Raw genomic sequence first — 16,332 nt, forward strand, 5'->3', positions numbered from 1 at the left:
TTTGTAAAGGGGTTTTAAGCTTTATTTTCATTGCCAGAGAGGTTAAGAAGGAGGGTAAAGGTGCTTCCGTGGCCGTACTGGCTGGTAACTATGATTTCTCCCCCTAATTGATGGGCCAATTCACGCGCAATCGCAAGCCCTAAGCCATGACCACCTGTTTTCATGTTACGAGAAGTTTCTACACGATAAAGGCGTTTGAAAATATTCTCCAAATCCTCTGGGGCAATCCCCTGTCCCTCATCGGTCACACTGATTGAAAGTTGGTTATTTTCCAGCTTAGCTACCACTTCCAACTTGGTTCCTGGAGCAGAGTATTTAAAAGCGTTATTGATCAGATTCACCAAGATGCGAGAAAGCTTGGCATAATCTCCTTCAATCCGGGCAGACTCTGGGATTACCTGCAAATGGACATCTCGCTCCTCCTGCTCAATCAAGAACTGAAATTCACTCATGCACTCAATCAAGAGCTGGTCCAAAAAAATACTGTCCTTGCTGGTCGTTTCGACCTGATTTCTAGCTGTGTTTAGGGTCAAAAAATTCAACTCCTCAACCAGTTTATTGAGTCTCTCAGTCTGACGCCCAATGGTTGCTAGATAATGGTCCTGTTCTCCTTCCTTGATAACCCCATCCAAAATCCCTTCTACCGTCGCTTGGATCGAAGTGATGGGGGTCTTGATATCATGCGAAAGTTGAGCAATCATCAAGCCCTTTTCACGTTCGCTTTCTTCCAAGGAATCAAAGGTGGCCTGCAAATCATGGGACATTTCATTGAAAGCTTGTCCTAATTGCTGAAATTCTAAAGGTCCTTGAACCTCCAGATTTGAAGGAAAATCCTTGTCCGCTACCCGCTTGGCATGTTCCTTAAGTTTGCCCAATGAAGTAAAGACAGGCGATAGGAGAAAGAGACTAATCCCAGCACCGATAAAACTAGCCACGAGAGTCATACCCACTAGGAAATAAATTTCTCTTTCTTCAATTAGCATTCGCTGGATGGCCCAAAAAACCACGATAATCGTTAGGAGTGTTGAAATGACATACCCCACTAAAATGTAACTTTTTAATTTCATTGACTACCTCGTGCTTTCTCAATTTTATAGCCCAAGCCCCAGACGGTTTTGATGGTCGGTGTTTCTGCACTAGCATATTTAGCCAACTCCTGTCGAAGAGCATGAATATGAACATTCAAGGTATTAGTGTCATCCACATAGTCTTCCTGCCAGACCTTTTCATAGAGGTCTGTCTTAGAGAAAACCCGCTCTGGATTGCTGGCTAAAAGCCATAGAAGTTCGAAGGATTTGACGGTCAAATCAAGCGCCACATCTCCGACTTGGACCTCATGACTACCGTGATTCATCCGTAAATTCCCGAGACTGACGACCTCTGTCTCACCTCCACGATGAAGGCGACGCAAGATATTGTGGACACGCAAAACCAGCTCACGAGGACTAAAGGGCTTGGCAATAAAGTCATCTGCCCCTAAGCTCAAGCCGTAAATCTTGTCCTGCTCACTGGTCTTAGCCGTGATAAAGAGAAAAGGCTGATCCGGAGATTGATACTGAACTTCGCTAATCAAATCATAACCATCCATCCGAGGCATCATGATATCTGTAATAATCAAATCAATTGGTTTTCTCTTGAAGATTTCTAAGGCCTCTACTCCATCATGGGCCACCAAAACCTGATATCCTGCCTGAACCAGATAACGTTGATGAATATCTGTGATTTCTACCTCGTCGTCAACGAGTAAAATTGTCTTTCCCATCTGTCTCTCCTTTGAAAAAAACAGTGCTATACCACAATAGTATAACACTATTTTAATCTCTTTACGAACATTCTAAACGATATCTGGATTTTTCATATCCTAGATAGAAAGTCTGTAGCTAGACTAGTCATTTTCTTCTTTTTTAGCTTTCAAACCGAGTCCACCTAGAAGTCCGGCCAAGGCTAATCCAAAGAATCCAAGAGTAGCCATTGATGTTTGGGCTTCACCAGTATATGGAAGCATGTCTTTTTGGTCTTTCATTTGATCAGCCATCATTGGACTTGATACCTTGTTATTAGATACCATCTTGCCTTCATCAGACATTTTGCTTGAGGCTGCTGGAGCTTGATCTTGTTTCATGCTTGGTGTTGCCATAGGCTGGCTAGCATTCATGGTTTTGTCCTGCTCTTTGTTAGGCATCATCTTATCCTGACTAGCAGCTGGCATTTTAGATTTCATCTCATCTTGATTGGCACTAGGCATTTGAGCGTTCATCTTAGATGCATCTTGATGACTATTCATCATTGGAGCCGGCATAGCTGAACCATTAGAAGATGGGACGAAACCTGACTGCATCGGAATCAGAGACTGATGTCCATGCAAGTTCACTGTCAAATCTTTTGTCGCTACGAGATTGCTCAAATCAGCCTTGCCATCTTTGGCACCGTATACCTTGATAGTTGCCTTGTAGCTTTGAGTGCCGTTTTGTTTCAAGAGGTCTAGAAGTTCTTTATCTGATTTGCCTTGAGTTCCTGCCAAGTCTACTTCGTAGAAGTAAAGGCCTTTGCCCAATTTTTCCACTGGTGGAAGAGCGGGGTTTTTAGCTGAACCGTTGTCTGACCATGGAGCCTTGTCTGAGGCTTTCAAGATAAGGCGGGTTAACATACCGTCACCAGCGAAGAATTCGTATGGAATGACTTGGTTGACACCAGCTGTGAATGGCCCTGGGAAATTCGCTTTATCCAAATAAGTAGCTGGGACGTCTACTGTATCTTTAGTATTGTAAGCTACGCCTTTTTGCACTTCAGCTGGAGTAGTTAAGCCGTTCAAGTTGACATCCAAATCCTTAGTCGCTACGAGATTGCTCAAGTCTGCCTTGCCATCTTTAGCACCGTACACCTTGATAGTAGCTTTATAACTTTGAGTTCCGTTTTGTTTCAAGAGGTCAAGCAACTCTTTATCTGATTTACCTTGAGTTCCTGCCAAATCTACTTCGTAGAAGTAGAGACCTTTGCCCAATTTTTCTACTGGTGGAAGAGCTGGATTTTTAGCTGAACCATTGTCTGACCATGGAGCCTGGGCGGATGCTTTCAAGATAAGGCGAGTTAACATACCATCACCAGCGAAGAATTCATATGGGATAACTTGGTTAACACCGGCTGTGAATGGGCCTGGGAAATTCGCTTTATCCAAGTAAGTGGCTGGGACATCTACTGTATCTTTGGTATTGTCAGCCACACCTTTTTGGACTTCAGCTGGAGTGGTTGCTGGCTGAGCTTCATTTGCTTCACGGTCTTGTCCAGCAACTGTAGGCGCAGGATTTGTCGCAGGTTTAACCGCTTCCTCTGTTTCTTTCTTAGATTCTGGTTTTGCTTGCACTTCTTCTTTTGGCGCTACCACTTGGTCTTTATCAGCTACATTCACTTTTTCTGGAGAGCTTGTAGCATCCAAGCTTGCTTTAGGTGTTGCGTCTGCCTGTTCTGAAGGAAGAGCTGTATCGACTGCTTCTTTGAGAAGTTCTGCTGGTAAGTCGCTCTTTTCACTCACCGAAGTCGCATCTGGTACGACTTGAGCAGGGGTTGGATTGACCACATCGGCACGTACAGAACTTGGTTGACCAACTAGGACAAAGAAGCCACTGGCTACAACAACTGAGGCAACACCGACACTAAGACGGCGAATAGACCAACGTGTATATCTTTGATTTGGATTGAATTTCATAGGATTCTCCTTAGAGTTTTTCTTTATTTGATGACTCTAGTATAATCTCCTAAAATTAAAAAGGATTAAGAAAAAGTTAAAATTTTTCTTAAATCCCTCTTATAAAATACTTATATTAATTAAATCCATAAACAGACTTGGTAATTTGATAGACGACATTGGACAGTTTGCGAGCTGGCAAGACCGAATGTTTGGTCAAACGGCTGAGCATGGTCTTCCGAATAGCCTGAAAGACCTCTGGATTTTCCTGCTGAATATAGATCCACAGCTCCCGTTTTTTGGCCAGATGCTCTGCTGTGCCTGCTCGGTTGAGCAGGGCACTGGAAATCACTGTCGTAATCTCAATATGATTCAACAGATATTCTCGCATTTTTGGATGACTCACTTGGGATAAATCAAGCTGGTCTACCAAGAGTCGATTGACCTTGAGTTGTTGATCAATTCGCTTAATCATCACTTGCTCATTGACAGACTGGTCCTCACGCCCAATCAAATAACGATAGAAGTCGACAGGCAGATAGTACATTGTCTTGACCTGCTGAAGGGGGGTAAAGACAAAGAGATTATCGACATAAAAAGTATGCTCAGGCAATTGGAACTGACTCGCTCGCAACAAATCTGTCCGGTAAATCAGCGAGTGCATCATGATATACTGGCCTTTGGAGAAATTTCCGACCTGGTCCCAGCCAAAAATCTGTTGGACAGGCAAGACTGACTCATAACTCATACTCTTCTTACGAGACTGGCCTTCCTTTTCATAGACAAAATTGGTCACAAAGGCATCAACTCCCTGACCCTCATTCTCTAGTTCCTGCAAGGTTTCAAGAATCTTTAGGTAAGCACGAGGATCCACCCAGTCATCACTATCAACTACTTTAAAATAACGACCAGAAGCCTCTGCCAAGCCTCGATTGACAGCACCGCCATGGCCCTTATTTTCCTGATAGATGGCTCTAACGATGCTAGGATACTTGCTGGCTAAACGCTCAGCGATTTCCTGAGTCTGGTCCTGAGACCCATCATTGATAATCAAAATCTCAACTTGCTCACCACCAATCACTAGCGACTCCACACAGTAATGAAGATAGGCTGCGGCATTATAGCTAGGAATGGCGATAGACAATAACTTCATAATCTACTCCTTTAGGGGACTGATTTTTTCTTACTCTCTTGTCACTTCTTTCTATTTTACCATAAAGTCCAGTTTTTGAAGGACTTTTACTAGAATGCAAGAGGTTCTAGTCTCAATTGGAATACAGGTCTCTCTATTTCCTATCTTGAACATTAAAAAAGAGGGAATTTCCCTCCTTAGGAATTTAACTCTGCCAAATCATCTAGATATTGGTTGTTAATGACCGCCAAGATATAGGCATCTGCCCTCAAGAGATCATTGGGACCAAACTGGACATCTAGCGGTGAATTTTCTTGTTCACGAAATCCTAGGACATTGAGGTTGTATTTGCCACGTAGATCTAGCTGGCTCAGGCTTTGACCTGCCCAGACACTAGGAATCTTCATCTCCACGATAGACACATTTTTATCCAGCTGAAAGACATCAACATTGTTATGAAAGAGAATGGTCTGCGCTAGAGACTGCCCCATTTCATACTCAGGTGAAATCACCGAGTCAGCACCGATTTTTTCTAGCACCTTCTTAGCTGTCTGGCTTTTGACCTTGGCAATAACCCTTGGTACCCCTAGACTCTTACAATGCATAACTGCAAGCACACTCGACTCTAGATTTTCCCCTGTTGCGACGACAACCGTATCACAGGTATCAATTCCAGCGGTTCTGAGGAGTTCCTCATCTGTAATATCGCCCACAACTCCACGCGCCAAAACAGGCTCAAATTGATTGATGCGCTCGGCGTGGTCGTCAATGGCAATGATATTCATATCTTGCTTGGCTAGAGCCGTCAGGACACTACTCCCAAAAATCCCCAAGCCTAAAATTCCAATCGTACGATCTGACATCGTTCTTCCTTTCTTATCCAATACTAATATCTGCTTTCATATACTGAATCAAATCTTTCTTATCCGGCTGGTAATCCGCTAGACTAACCAGCAAGGTCAAGGGACCGATACGGCCGATAAACATAAGCAACATGACAATGCTGAGGGCTAGCTTGCCCAATTCTGGTGTCAAATTTGCCGTTACCCCAACTGTCGCAAGGGCTGAAATGGTCTCAAACATGAGGTAGATAAATCGCGGGGTTCCTTCTGCCGTAATTCCCAGCAACATCAAGCCCAACAAGAAGGTCATCAAAAAGATAATGAAGACACTAAAGGATTTTTGGACTGTTCGGGTTTCAATGGTTCTCTGCGCAACATTGGCATGAGGCAAGCCCAGCAACTCACTACGAGCAAAGACCAACAAGACAAAGAAGGTCGTAATCTTGAGCCCCCCAGCCGTCCCTCCAGGCGCACCGCCGAGAAACATCTGTAGGATATAGATAAATAAAGTCACAGGCCGAGCTTGGGTGTAGTCAATAGAGGCAAAGCCAGCTGTTCTCATGCTGACGGTTTGGAAAAAGCTAACCAGCACTTTCTCTGGGACACTGAGATTGCCAATGGTTCCAGGATTGTGCCACTCCGTAAAGAGTGTAGATACTGTCCCAAACAGCAAAATCCCTGCAGTTAAGAAGAGAACCAGCTTGGTGTGGAAACGTAGACGGCGTTTTTTCTTCTTGTCAAACTGGGTTGCCAAGTCAAACCAGACCATAAAGCCGAGACCACCCGTGATAATCAAGCCAGCAATGACCAGATTGATCAAGGGATCCGTCTGAAAAGCCACTAAACTGCTACTGCCGAAATTATCAAAACCAGCATTACAAAAGGCTGAAATGGCTAAAAAGATAGAGGTAAAAATGCCTCGTCCCCAGCCGAACTCAGGAATAAAACGGAAACTTAGTAGAAAGGCACCAAAGCCCTCCACCAGAAAAGTCGTCAAAAAGATGGAACGCATAAAAGACTTCAAAGACTTACTTTCCCCATAACTAAAACTCTCCTGAATGGTTTCACGACTACGCAGACTAAGCTTTTGCTTACCTTGGATATAAAAAATCCCGATAAAGGTCATGAGCCCCAGACCACCAATCTGTATCAAGAGCATACAAATCAACTGACCCCAAATATTATAGGTGGTAGCCACCGGTTGCGTAAAAAGGCCGGTTACACAGACCATGGACACCGTCGTAAAGAGATGGTCAAAATAAGTGGCCTGAGAACCACTTGCCTGAACAAAAGGCAAACTCAAAAGAAGAGAGCCTATAAAAATAACTCCAGCGAAACTTAAAAAAATGCGACGAGCAGACGAAAGTCCGCCAAAGACCCTTTCAAGTTTTTTCACAAATAATTTGAATAACATACATCCATTGTACCATAAAAAGAAGAAGAGTAGCTAGATCTGAAAGGCAATCTCAAGGCAGAGTTCCAAAGCCTTCTCAAAAGCTTCTGAACCCCAGTCACGACTATCGTACTGGTCCAAGTCTGCTAAGGAATCAGCTGTGAACAACAATTCACCCCAGAGAACCCCTCGCAGTTGGGCTACTGCCGCAAGCGCAGAACACTCCATCTCCACAACAGCACAGCCCTCTTCCTTACGATAAGCCACCTTTTCAGCCGTTTCTCGGTAAAAACCATCTGTGGTCCAGGTCATGACTTCTTCATAGGGAATCCCTCTGGCCTCCAAAACTTGCTCAATAGCAGCAATAGCCTCTGGCTGCATTTCCATATAACGAGAAGGGGCCACATAGTGATAACTGGCTCCTTCATCTCGCAGAGCCCGAACAGGGACTAGAAAGGCATTTTCTTCTATATCAGTCAGCACACCACAGGTTCCAGCGGAAATAATCTGCTCCACACCATAGCCAATCAACCAATCCATAAACTGGGCTGCTGGAGCTGAACCAACAGGAGCCTGAGCCAAACAAAGTTCCTCGCCCTTGTAATTGATGACATAAACTGGATAGGTCTTGGTGGCAGAAACAAATTCGCCGACACAGTCCGCCCCTACTTCCCTCGCATAACGGTCAATCTCCTCACCTAAAAAAGCATAGACACACTTCTTTGGCAATTTCAAATCCAGCCCCTCGTGATTGGGCATGATAACCGCCTGAGGATTATCATCAAACTCTAAAATAGGAATCGCGTGTTTCTGAATCATAACCTACCTCCTCTAATTTTGTACTATTGTATCAAAAGCTGACAGAGTGTCAAGGAATTCTCTTTAGCAAGCCAGAAATCTCCTCTTCCATACACTTGAGAAATCGTTGCACCGCTGGAGAAGTCGGTTTCTGTTTTGGCAAAGCGATTGAGGACTTATGAAGAATACAAAATCCAACAACAAAAAAGACATGAATCTGAAATAAGCAGAACATGTCTTTTTTAGCTTGTTTGAAAGTCAAGTAAATAAATCTTAGCTCTTCTAGAACTCCCTTATTTCCACAAACCACCTAAAATCTGTTTTTCTAATAAGTCTAGGTCCTCTTCCTTTATTTCTCCGTTGTCGCTAACGATATAAAGTTGAGCGAAGTAAGCCAACAATGGACCAACACAAATACGAACCATTTGAGGAATCGTTAACTCTGGATTTACACGTGGATCTGCTAGCAATTCTTTATGAAGCACTCGAAGTTTATCTTGAATAGCATTCCAGATAAAAATCTGTTCATTTTTTAGTTTCTTATTTGAAAAACTCTCCTGCAGAATGATTTTCATCAAAGCACGATTTTTTTTGAGATAGCTCATACGATCGTGGACGAGATAACGAACCCTCTCTTCTGTCGTTTCAAAAGCTAAGAGTTCCTCAACAAAACTACCGAAAATGCCTGGGACTACAGGATGTAAAATAGCCGTCAGTAGATCATCCTTCGTCTTAAAATACTTAAACAAAGTTGCCTGGCTTAGTCCAGCACGCTCAGCTATGTGAAGAGTTGAGGTCCCATGGTAACTCCTAGTTGATATGAGATCCACTGCTGCCTGCATGATTTTTTTCTTTCCTTGAGGGTAATTCGCTTCTTCTAAGTAATCTTCAAACGATTCAAAAACAGTCTTATCCATCTAATCTTCACACCTTTTTAGCATTATTTATGTTGATTTCTAAACTTTACGATAACGACGCAATCCAACAATATTGAGAATTGTTAAAATGATCAAGAAAATCATTAAAACACCAAGATTTGGCAAAATATCACCAAGATTGTGTCCGTAAAGAATAATCTGGCTTATTGCATCACCAGAATAGGTTAATGGCAAAAATTTCCCCACAGTTGGAGCCCATGCTCCCATGGATGACAATGGAATAATCCCTGAGAAAAAGAGTTGAGGCATAATCACGAGAGGAATAAATTGCATCATTTGGAATTCTGATTTTGCTAGAGTAGACAAGAGAATTCCAAAAGCTAGTGCTACAAGAGCCAGTACCACATTAACTATTATAACATTTAAAATATTTCCTACAACTTCTACATCTAGTAGCCAAATTGCTGCTAAGACGACAACTGCCGTTTGAAAAATCGCAATAATACCGTAAGACAACATATAGCCATAGACAATTTCAGAACGTTTCACTGGGGTTGCTAACAAGCGATCCAAGGTTCCACTTGTGCGCTCTTTCAAAAGTGCCATACCAGAAATCAAAAAGACAAAGAAGAAGACCACAAAGCTAATTAAAATTGGAATCATACGTGCAAAGAATCCAGTATTTTTATCTCCATATTGGTAAGATTCTTTGATTTCAGGCGCCTTTGCATCTAATTTCAATTGTGGAAGAGCTTGTTTGATACGAGATAGTAACTGATCGGTGCCTTCACTGGCGATACTTGTTCGTAACACTTGTCGTATCATAGATGTCTTGGAGGCATCTGTATTTGCGTAGTCGACCTGATACTCACCGTCTTTATAAGAAATCACAGCATCGACTTTTTCATTTGCTAGCGCTTCTTTGGCCTGATCTAAGTCTTGATAAGTCTCGATGTCCACATGATCAAGCTCATCCATTTTCGTTATCAAACCAGTTGGTAGATCTTGTGTCGCTAACTTGACATTCACGGTTGTACTAGCTGAAAACATGAGGTTCATCAGCCACATAATAAATACCGGCGCTACAAACATCATAGCCAAGATTCGTTTGTCACGAAGCAATTCTTTGATAACTTTTTTAGCAATAGCAATGGTTCTCATCTTACTCTCCTTCTGCTTTCAAAAATACTTCTTCAATACTTGAAACTTGATAACTTTCTTTTAAGTGTTGCGGTGTATCAAAAGCAATGATTTTTCCACCTAATAATAAGCCGACCTTATCCGTTAACTCTGCTTCATCCATAACATGGGTAGTAACTAATATCCCAACCCCATTGTCTCTAAGCGCGAATAATTCTTTCCAGATTTTCTTCCGAAGAGAAGGGTCGATTCCAACTGTCGGTTCGTCCAAAATCAAGAGCTGAGGATTCCCCAGAAGCGCGATGGCTAAAGACAAGCGTCGCTTCATTCCTCCAGAATAACCGGATACCGTTTTATTCAAATGCTCTGCCAGATCCACAACTTGAGCCACATGGGCAATTTCAGCTGTCAGATCTCTTTTGGATAGCCCTTTTAGCTGACCAAAAAATTCCAGATTTTCTTGACCTGACAAAGCCTCATATAAGGCATCTGACTGGGCCATATAACCAATATCTCCTAAAATATGACGATTGGGCATAGTATGATCCAATACCAAAGCAACCCCTCCGTCAGCTTTTTCCATCCCTAACATAGTCTTAATCATAGTCGATTTACCAGCACCAGACGGACCTATTAAGCCTATAATTTCTCCCGGCTGCAATTCAAAGCTGACATGATTCAAAACCATTTGACGACAAAAAGACTTATCCAAATCTTGTAAATGTAGCAATTTTTTCATATGCTTCCTCCTAGGTGAGTGGTTACTCACTTACTGAATATAGACCTATTATAGTGAGTGGTTACTCACTTATCAAGAAAAAAGTTGAAATTCTTTAAAAAATAAAGCACCAGATTCGTATCTGATGTTTATAATGCACATATCTTATTTCTAAAAATGTTTTTGAACTTCCTCTCTATACTCCGAAATGGTCTTTTCTGTCCACTTTTTAAAGGCCTATTTCCCCTCTACTTTTCTCGGCTAATCCAACCATCGTCATTGCTATCGCAACTCTAATGACCTTGGTAATGGGAATTCATTTTACTCATTTTTATATGAAACAGACTAAGAAATTTTCAAGACCTAATTGAAACCAAATTAGCCCTTGGAAGTCAAAAAATCCTCGAACTCTACGCTGACCGTCTAGCAGAATCAGACCAAATGCGGCATGGCATTTCTAAGAATTCGGTTAAGGGACGTAACCTACAAGCTGCTTACGTGGATGGATTTACTTTGAGAGATTTCTTCGCCTTCAACCAAGGACTAAATAAAATGGGTGACCAAGCACTTCCTTTTAAAATTCACCCTGAACATTTTGTATTTGCTGGAGTTCACGGTGGACAGGAAGTGAGGAGTTGATTGGAGAGTACGGTCAACCAACTTATCAAAAAATCTTTATCAGTCTAGATACTGAAAAAACAGGCGTTCCGGATGCCGATACAAAAATTTCTATGGCAGGTGATACTGCTACTCTCATGTCCGATACAAGCCTTGATATCAAGATGTATGGTATGCATCAGTTCAAGATGAAAAAAGGTGGACTCCGCATCAAATTAGGCGTCTTTTCCCCAGAAGCAACCCCAAGCTAGATGGAGCTCGGTCACCAAGAACACCTAGCAGTTGAATTTTTCAATTCCCTCACAATCGCCTACCAAAACAAAACATTTAAGGGAAAACTACTCAATACCTTCTTAAAATTCAAGAAATTTAAGTAAACAACAACGGATGACTGAACAATTTAGCCTTTGAAAGCTACGATTATAAAATCCCTCGTAACATATCAATTTATCACCCATATAAAAAGATAGCCATTCTAATTGAATGCTATCCTTTTTTGTTTATCCTCGTCCGCCAGGTGCTGGACCGCCAGAACCTCCATTCGGACCTCCGCCTCCAGGCATAGAATTGACAATATCTGTTTGTTTTTCGCCGTTGAGATAGATATCTCCACCTGTATAGGTCGCTGTTCCATCAAAGTCAAAGCCTGATTGACCAATCATTTTAATGGTTCCACCTGTGACCGTGATATTGCCATTTGAGTCAATCGGATCTGTGTCCCCTTGACCGACTTCTACAGTTAGATTACCACCTGTCATGGTAAAGTAAATATCGCTTTGCTGAGCATTTTTATTAGCTGCATTGACCCCATCATCTGTCGCGTAGACATTGATATCACCACCATTAATCGTAATGGCTTTCCCTTCAATTCCTTCAGTCGAATTCTTGACGGTGTAAGTACCGCTGTCAATCACTAGGTTACCAGAAGCGTGAATACCGTCATCTCCTGCTGTGACTGTTATGGTATTGTTAGCCAAATACATATTGCCGACAGTCATATCCTCATCATTGTCAACTTTGACACCATCTTCCTTGGCATCGATGGTCATGGTCGTACCAGTGATATTGAGTTCATCATTAACATTAAAGGCATCGCCAACTGCTATGATGTTATAGGTTCCACCCGTGATGTGGAGGGTGTCGTTGGCCTTGATTCCGTTGTTCTTCTTGCCATCGACAGTAAGGGTACCTGAGCCATTGATGGTCAAATCCACCTTAGAAAAGAGAGCTGCATTTGCCTTGTCATCACTATTAGAGCTTGAGTCAGAGAGACTGTTGGTAGTTCCCTCCGCCAGAGTCAGGTAGACATGACCGGCTGATGTCGCTGAAATTGCTGCATTGGTATTGGTAATGGTCGCACCTTTTAGGACTAGATGAACATCTGCCGACTTATCTGCCTCGACCTTGATCTGCACTCCGTCAGACTGACCTGAAATCACATAGGTCCCTGCTTTTGAGATGGTCACCGTTGAGCCAGAAACTGTCACACCGTCTCCAGAGACACTGGCAGATGAGCCTGATAGCTCAATCTTAGAGGCTGTGCTTTCATCATAAGAAGTATCATAGTCCTTTTCTGTAAAATAAGAAGATTGACTGTTTTTAGCTGAAGTTGTGATGGCAGTAGTATCTGCCGCTGCAGTTGTACTTGACTTAGTCGTTGACTGCCCACAAGCTGTCATCAAGGTCAAAGCTGTTACACTGGTTAAGATTAGGGTCCATTTTTTTGATTTCATACCTTTTTCCTCGCCTTCCTTTAGCTTGAGCTTAGTTTACAGGGGAAGTCTGAAAAAAATCTAAACTTTTTCTGAAAGTTTTCTTAAGTTCAGTTTCAATTAAGTTATCTTTAACAAAAGTTTTAGGAAAATTCCATAGACTAATTACAAGCAAGTTCAACTTGCCCAGACACACCTATCTGCTAATAAGATAGCGTACTAAAATAGTTTGATAAAGGAGACAGGATTTATGAAACCAATTGAAACGAGCTTTAAACGAATCGAAACCAAATATGTCGTTGCCAAGACTGATTTGGCTAATTTAATAGAGGACTTAAAAATATACCTCGTAGAGGATGATTATCCAACTTCGACCATTTCCAACATCTACTTTGATACAGAGCAATTTGATATGATTCAGGAGGATGGCCAAGGTACTAAGCGCAAAGAAAAGATTCGGATGCGAACCTATCTCAGTCAAGTCCAGCCTGATAGTCAGGTATTTTTAGAAATCAAATCTAAGGACAGAGCTGGTGTCGGACGAAAACATCGTCTCTTATCGACTCCCCAGTCTATCACCCAGTTTATGACCAAGGGACAGCTGGATAGCAGTATCAAGGACCGAATGATGATTGAAAAAATTCAGCAACTCCAAGAGGAATATCAGCAAGCAATTATCCCTCGTATGTATATTTACTACGACCGTTTTTCTCTCAAGGAAAAGAAAGAAATTAGCGGATTTCCCTACAATAAAATTCGTATCACTATTGACCAAAATCTAACCTATCGTGATGATAATGTCAGTTTATTCTCAGGAAAGGACGGTTGCCCTCTACTAAACGAGGACATTGTCATCATGGAAATTAAAGCACCTGGTAGAAAACCCCAATGGCTACAAGATATTCTCGACCAATATGGACTTGTAGAGCAGAAATTTTCAAAATACAGCTGTGCCTACCACAAGTCTCAAGGGCTGGACTATAGCCCACGACCAAGCACAGAAAGTGTAGGTACTACTTATGTCTAATCTTTTCAACTCTATTTTCAACGACACAACTGCCACTGCCAATCCTATCCAGCTCTTTCTGGCTCTCTTGGTCAGCCTGATTTTAGGCTTGGCGCTGACCTGGGCTTACAAACACCGTACCCTCTATACACGGGAATTTGCTGTTAGTTTGACCCTACTCCCCTGCTTGATGACCTTGGTCATCTTTCTGGTAAATGGTAGCCTAGGAACCTCTATCGCCGTTGCAGGAACCTTTAGCCTCATTCGTTTCCGTTCAGCTACCAGTGGCTCACGGGAACTAATTGCTATCTTTCTTGCCATGATTATCGGGCTGGCGGCAGGGACAGGATACCTAGCTCTAGCGGTTCTCTTCACCGTCTTTATCTTAGCAGTATGGCTTCTTTTGGAAAAACAACAAAGCAAGAGCAATCACCAACGTCGCAGACTATTGACCATTACAATTGCCAACCAAGAAGAAAAACTCCAAACTATCCAATCTGGGCTGGCACAATACTGTACTGAATTAGACCTCATCTCCATTGATACCAGCAATGATGGACAACAAGTCACCACTATCTATGAGGTGGATTTCAAGGCTCAAACCGATGATTTCCAAATCATCCATTACCTCACTAAAGAACAGGATACTTACCAGGTTTCCCTGACAAAAAATGCCAAGAAGAGAAAGAATTTGTAGAACTTCTAGCGTAAAAACTGATTTATGATAAAAGGCATCCTATCAACGTTTTTTAAACACTTGATAGGATGCCTTTTTCTTATCTTAAAAACTTTTTACCAATCTCTTTATTTAACAGGTATCTCCTTAATCACGCGCGCAGGATTACCAGCTAGGACAAGGTTGTCGCCAAAGGACTTGGTAATCACAGCCCCCGCTCCAGCAACAACATTATTCCCCAGTGTCACTCCCGGAAGGACAATGACACCACCTCCAGCCCAGAAATTATCTCCAATAGTGATGGGCTTGCCGTATTCGACCCCTGAATTGCGTTCCTGCGGATCTAGTGGGTGGAGGGGAGTTAAGAACTGACAGTTGGGACCAATCATAGCATTGTTACCGATGCGAATGGGGCAGACATCCAGCATGGTCAAGTTCCAATTAGAATAAAAATTTTCCCCTAGATGGATATTGACTCCATAGTCGACCACCAGGCGTGGATTAACATAGAGATTTTTCCCAGTCGAACCAAACCAAGTCTTGACAATCTCCGCCCCCTTCAAGGGATCTTCTTCCTTGTTAAAAGCAGACTGTTTTTGGCGAGAAGCCTGGGCTAAAGCCCGCAACTCTGGGTCAAATGGATGATAGGGTTCTCCTGCAATCATTTTCTGGTATTCACTGGTCATTGTATTCTTCTCCTTATTCCCTACAATCATATCAAATTTTCTACATATCCGACTAGGATAAGGAGCACTTTCTACAATTGATCCTCTGATTGTCATCATATCCTGTCTAAACGAATACGGGTCACGATTCCGTCTGGGTCTGTGATTTCCAACTGGCTCGATGTCAGCCATTTGATTGGTGCATCAACTTCTTGTGCTCGTTGCGCAATCGTTAACAGTTCTTCTTTATGTGCGACTTCGATGACATAGTAGGCCAAACCTGGCAAGCCTTGCTTACGCGGAGCTAGGCCTTTTCCTCCCCATTCATTGACTGCTAAATGATGATGGTAGTCCCCAGCTGCAATCCAACTAGCGCTAGGCACACTGAATTTATCCTTTAACCCTAACACATTTTGATAAAACTGGCTGGACTTTCGACTATCCTTGACGGAAAGATGAATATGCCCCATTCTCGTACCTTCTGCTAGGATAAAGGGCTCTACTCTTTCCCCCAACTCATAAATGTCCTGCGCCGCAAGGGCCTCTGTCACTCCGATAATGCGTCCATCTTCTCGAATATCCCACGTGGAAACTGGCTTATCTCGATAGAGTTCAATGCCATTTCCCTCCAAATCCTCCAAATAAAGAGCCTCACTGTAACCATGGTCTGCGCCGCCGACAAGAGGAATCTGTAAATCTGTCAGGTGTTTCAAGGCATCAGCCAAAGCCTTGCGTGTCGGCAAGAGAATAGCCAGATGGTAAAGGCCAGAATGTTCCCTTACTTCACCGTTCTCTTGTGCTTTAATCAAGTGTACCAAGGCTTTTCCTCCAAGTCCCAGAACGACCTCTGTCTCAATTTGAGATAAGATTTCTAAACCAAGCACTTGCTGATAAAAGGCTCTTTGACTGGCCAAGTTCTTTACATTTAAAACTGCCTCTGCCAAATAAATATGGCTTTTGTATTCATAGGTCATAAATGGTTCTCTTTTCTCGTTGTAATTCTTTTAGTTACAACTGTTATATAATTTCCATCAAGAAAGTCAAGCCAGACAACTTATAGATTATGATTCTG

The 16,332-nt window shown here is 42.4% G+C and carries 17 protein-coding genes and 1 pseudogene; 5 read left to right on the forward strand and 13 right to left on the reverse strand.

Going from position 1 to position 16,332, the window contains the following annotated elements; genetic code table 11:
- Nucleotides 1-14 precede the first annotated feature (14 nt).
- The 10 genes from QM956_RS05575 to QM956_RS05620 all read right to left on the reverse strand — a co-directional run bounded on the left by QM956_RS05575 (nucleotide 15) and on the right by QM956_RS05620 (nucleotide 10,604).
- Nucleotides 15-1,067: a sensor histidine kinase gene (locus QM956_RS05575; RefSeq protein ID WP_414302306.1), complete on the reverse strand. Its 1,053-nt coding sequence runs from the start codon at nucleotides 1,065-1,067 to the stop codon at nucleotides 15-17.
- Entirely contained in the window at nucleotides 1,064-1,762 is a 699-nt protein-coding gene (locus QM956_RS05580; protein ID WP_033687498.1) for a response regulator transcription factor, read from the reverse strand. Before QM956_RS05580 ends, QM956_RS05575 begins: the two co-directional genes overlap by 4 nt.
- Before the next feature lie 123 nt (nucleotides 1,763-1,885).
- Complete coding sequence (locus tag QM956_RS05585; protein ID WP_261065753.1) at nucleotides 1,886-3,703, reverse strand: SSURE domain-containing protein; 1,818 nt, start codon at nucleotides 3,701-3,703, stop codon at nucleotides 1,886-1,888.
- A 115-nt stretch (nucleotides 3,704-3,818) separates the two neighbouring features.
- Complete coding sequence (locus QM956_RS05590; protein ID WP_153209626.1) at nucleotides 3,819-4,835, reverse strand: glycosyltransferase family 2 protein; 1,017 nt, start codon at nucleotides 4,833-4,835, stop codon at nucleotides 3,819-3,821.
- Between the two features lie 176 nt (nucleotides 4,836-5,011).
- Nucleotides 5,012-5,677, reverse strand: coding sequence for a potassium channel family protein (locus tag QM956_RS05595; protein ID WP_001283910.1), 666 nt, complete (start codon nucleotides 5,675-5,677; stop codon nucleotides 5,012-5,014).
- A 13-nt stretch (nucleotides 5,678-5,690) separates the two neighbouring features.
- The gene (locus QM956_RS05600) at nucleotides 5,691-7,070 is read right to left on the reverse strand and encodes a TrkH family potassium uptake protein (RefSeq protein WP_261805038.1); all 1,380 of its coding nucleotides are present in this window, start codon (nucleotides 7,068-7,070) and stop codon (nucleotides 5,691-5,693) included.
- Nucleotides 7,071-7,103: 33 nt separating this feature from the next.
- The gene (locus tag QM956_RS05605) at nucleotides 7,104-7,868 is read right to left on the reverse strand and encodes a nucleoside phosphorylase (RefSeq protein ID WP_414302307.1); all 765 of its coding nucleotides are present in this window, start codon (nucleotides 7,866-7,868) and stop codon (nucleotides 7,104-7,106) included.
- 272 nt (nucleotides 7,869-8,140) lie between these two features.
- On the reverse strand, nucleotides 8,141-8,764 hold the full coding sequence (locus tag QM956_RS05610) for a TetR/AcrR family transcriptional regulator (protein ID WP_000361928.1): 624 nt from the start codon (nucleotides 8,762-8,764) through the stop codon (nucleotides 8,141-8,143).
- Nucleotides 8,765-8,803: 39 nt separating this feature from the next.
- The gene (locus QM956_RS05615; protein ID WP_414302308.1) at nucleotides 8,804-9,886 is read right to left on the reverse strand and encodes an ABC transporter permease; all 1,083 of its coding nucleotides are present in this window, start codon (nucleotides 9,884-9,886) and stop codon (nucleotides 8,804-8,806) included.
- Nucleotide 9,887: 1 nt separating this feature from the next.
- Nucleotides 9,888-10,604, reverse strand: coding sequence for an ABC transporter ATP-binding protein (locus tag QM956_RS05620; RefSeq protein ID WP_000734673.1), 717 nt, complete (start codon nucleotides 10,602-10,604; stop codon nucleotides 9,888-9,890).
- Nucleotides 10,605-10,831: 227 nt separating this feature from the next.
- On the opposite strand from QM956_RS05620, the pseudogene QM956_RS05625 reads away from it, so the two are divergent.
- From QM956_RS05625 to QM956_RS05635, 3 genes and pseudogenes are all read left to right on the forward strand, one after another.
- Nucleotides 10,832-10,954: pseudogene (locus QM956_RS05625) on the forward strand (low temperature requirement protein A); the annotation flags it as partial.
- 70 nt (nucleotides 10,955-11,024) lie between these two features.
- On the forward strand, nucleotides 11,025-11,222 hold the full coding sequence (locus QM956_RS05630; protein ID WP_001215751.1) for a hypothetical protein: 198 nt from the start codon (nucleotides 11,025-11,027) through the stop codon (nucleotides 11,220-11,222).
- On the forward strand, nucleotides 11,219-11,452 hold the full coding sequence (locus QM956_RS05635) for a hypothetical protein (RefSeq protein ID WP_000578911.1): 234 nt from the start codon (nucleotides 11,219-11,221) through the stop codon (nucleotides 11,450-11,452). The genes QM956_RS05630 and QM956_RS05635 overlap by 4 nt, the downstream gene beginning before the upstream one ends.
- Nucleotides 11,453-11,701: 249 nt before the next feature.
- Here QM956_RS05635 and QM956_RS05640 read toward each other — a convergent pair whose 3' ends face one another.
- Complete coding sequence (locus tag QM956_RS05640) at nucleotides 11,702-12,934, reverse strand: carbohydrate-binding domain-containing protein (protein ID WP_414302309.1); 1,233 nt, start codon at nucleotides 12,932-12,934, stop codon at nucleotides 11,702-11,704.
- 229 nt (nucleotides 12,935-13,163) lie between these two features.
- Between QM956_RS05640 and QM956_RS05645 the strand changes: the two genes are divergently transcribed.
- Together QM956_RS05645 and QM956_RS05650 are read left to right on the forward strand one after the other, a co-directional pair.
- The gene (locus QM956_RS05645) at nucleotides 13,164-13,940 is read left to right on the forward strand and encodes a polyphosphate polymerase domain-containing protein (RefSeq protein WP_414302310.1); all 777 of its coding nucleotides are present in this window, start codon (nucleotides 13,164-13,166) and stop codon (nucleotides 13,938-13,940) included.
- Nucleotides 13,933-14,616: a DUF4956 domain-containing protein gene (locus tag QM956_RS05650; RefSeq protein ID WP_414302311.1), complete on the forward strand. Its 684-nt coding sequence runs from the start codon at nucleotides 13,933-13,935 to the stop codon at nucleotides 14,614-14,616. The genes QM956_RS05645 and QM956_RS05650 overlap by 8 nt, the downstream gene beginning before the upstream one ends.
- A gap of 107 nt (nucleotides 14,617-14,723) precedes the next feature.
- Here the strand turns inward: QM956_RS05650 and QM956_RS05655 are convergent, their stop codons facing one another.
- Nucleotides 14,724-15,281 carry a sugar O-acetyltransferase gene (locus QM956_RS05655; RefSeq protein WP_261016092.1) on the reverse strand — a complete coding sequence of 186 codons (558 nt, stop codon included), beginning with the start codon at nucleotides 15,279-15,281 and terminating at the stop codon, nucleotides 14,724-14,726.
- A gap of 95 nt (nucleotides 15,282-15,376) precedes the next feature.
- The gene (locus QM956_RS05660) at nucleotides 15,377-16,234 is read right to left on the reverse strand and encodes a VOC family protein (RefSeq protein WP_261078062.1); all 858 of its coding nucleotides are present in this window, start codon (nucleotides 16,232-16,234) and stop codon (nucleotides 15,377-15,379) included.
- Nucleotides 16,235-16,332: the final 98 nt, after the last annotated feature.

The sequence above is a fragment of the Streptococcus mitis genome, assembly GCF_047460035.1.
In the GTDB taxonomy this organism is placed as follows: Bacteria; Bacillota; Bacilli; order Lactobacillales; family Streptococcaceae; genus Streptococcus; species Streptococcus mitis_DW.

Coding starts and splice junctions, on each gene's coding strand:
- QM956_RS05575 (WP_414302306.1), bottom strand. CDS start 1,067: ATGAAATTAAAAAGTTACATTTTAGTGGGGTATGTCATTTCAACACTC.
- QM956_RS05580 (WP_033687498.1), bottom strand. CDS start 1,762: ATGGGAAAGACAATTTTACTCGTTGACGACGAGGTAGAAATCACAGAT.
- QM956_RS05585 (WP_261065753.1), bottom strand. CDS start 3,703: ATGAAATTCAATCCAAATCAAAGATATACACGTTGGTCTATTCGCCGT.
- QM956_RS05590 (WP_153209626.1), bottom strand. CDS start 4,835: ATGAAGTTATTGTCTATCGCCATTCCTAGCTATAATGCCGCAGCCTAT.
- QM956_RS05595 (WP_001283910.1), bottom strand. CDS start 5,677: ATGTCAGATCGTACGATTGGAATTTTAGGCTTGGGGATTTTTGGGAGT.
- QM956_RS05600 (WP_261805038.1), bottom strand. CDS start 7,070: ATGTTATTCAAATTATTTGTGAAAAAACTTGAAAGGGTCTTTGGCGGA.
- QM956_RS05605 (WP_414302307.1), bottom strand. CDS start 7,868: ATGATTCAGAAACACGCGATTCCTATTTTAGAGTTTGATGATAATCCT.
- QM956_RS05610 (WP_000361928.1), bottom strand. CDS start 8,764: ATGGATAAGACTGTTTTTGAATCGTTTGAAGATTACTTAGAAGAAGCG.
- QM956_RS05615 (WP_414302308.1), bottom strand. CDS start 9,886: ATGAGAACCATTGCTATTGCTAAAAAAGTTATCAAAGAATTGCTTCGT.
- QM956_RS05620 (WP_000734673.1), bottom strand. CDS start 10,604: ATGAAAAAATTGCTACATTTACAAGATTTGGATAAGTCTTTTTGTCGT.
- QM956_RS05630 (WP_001215751.1), top strand. CDS start 11,025: ATGCGGCATGGCATTTCTAAGAATTCGGTTAAGGGACGTAACCTACAA.
- QM956_RS05640 (WP_414302309.1), bottom strand. CDS start 12,934: ATGAAATCAAAAAAATGGACCCTAATCTTAACCAGTGTAACAGCTTTG.
- QM956_RS05645 (WP_414302310.1), top strand. CDS start 13,164: ATGAAACCAATTGAAACGAGCTTTAAACGAATCGAAACCAAATATGTC.
- QM956_RS05650 (WP_414302311.1), top strand. CDS start 13,933: ATGTCTAATCTTTTCAACTCTATTTTCAACGACACAACTGCCACTGCC.
- QM956_RS05655 (WP_261016092.1), bottom strand. CDS start 15,281: ATGACCAGTGAATACCAGAAAATGATTGCAGGAGAACCCTATCATCCA.
- QM956_RS05660 (WP_261078062.1), bottom strand. CDS start 16,234: ATGACCTATGAATACAAAAGCCATATTTATTTGGCAGAGGCAGTTTTA.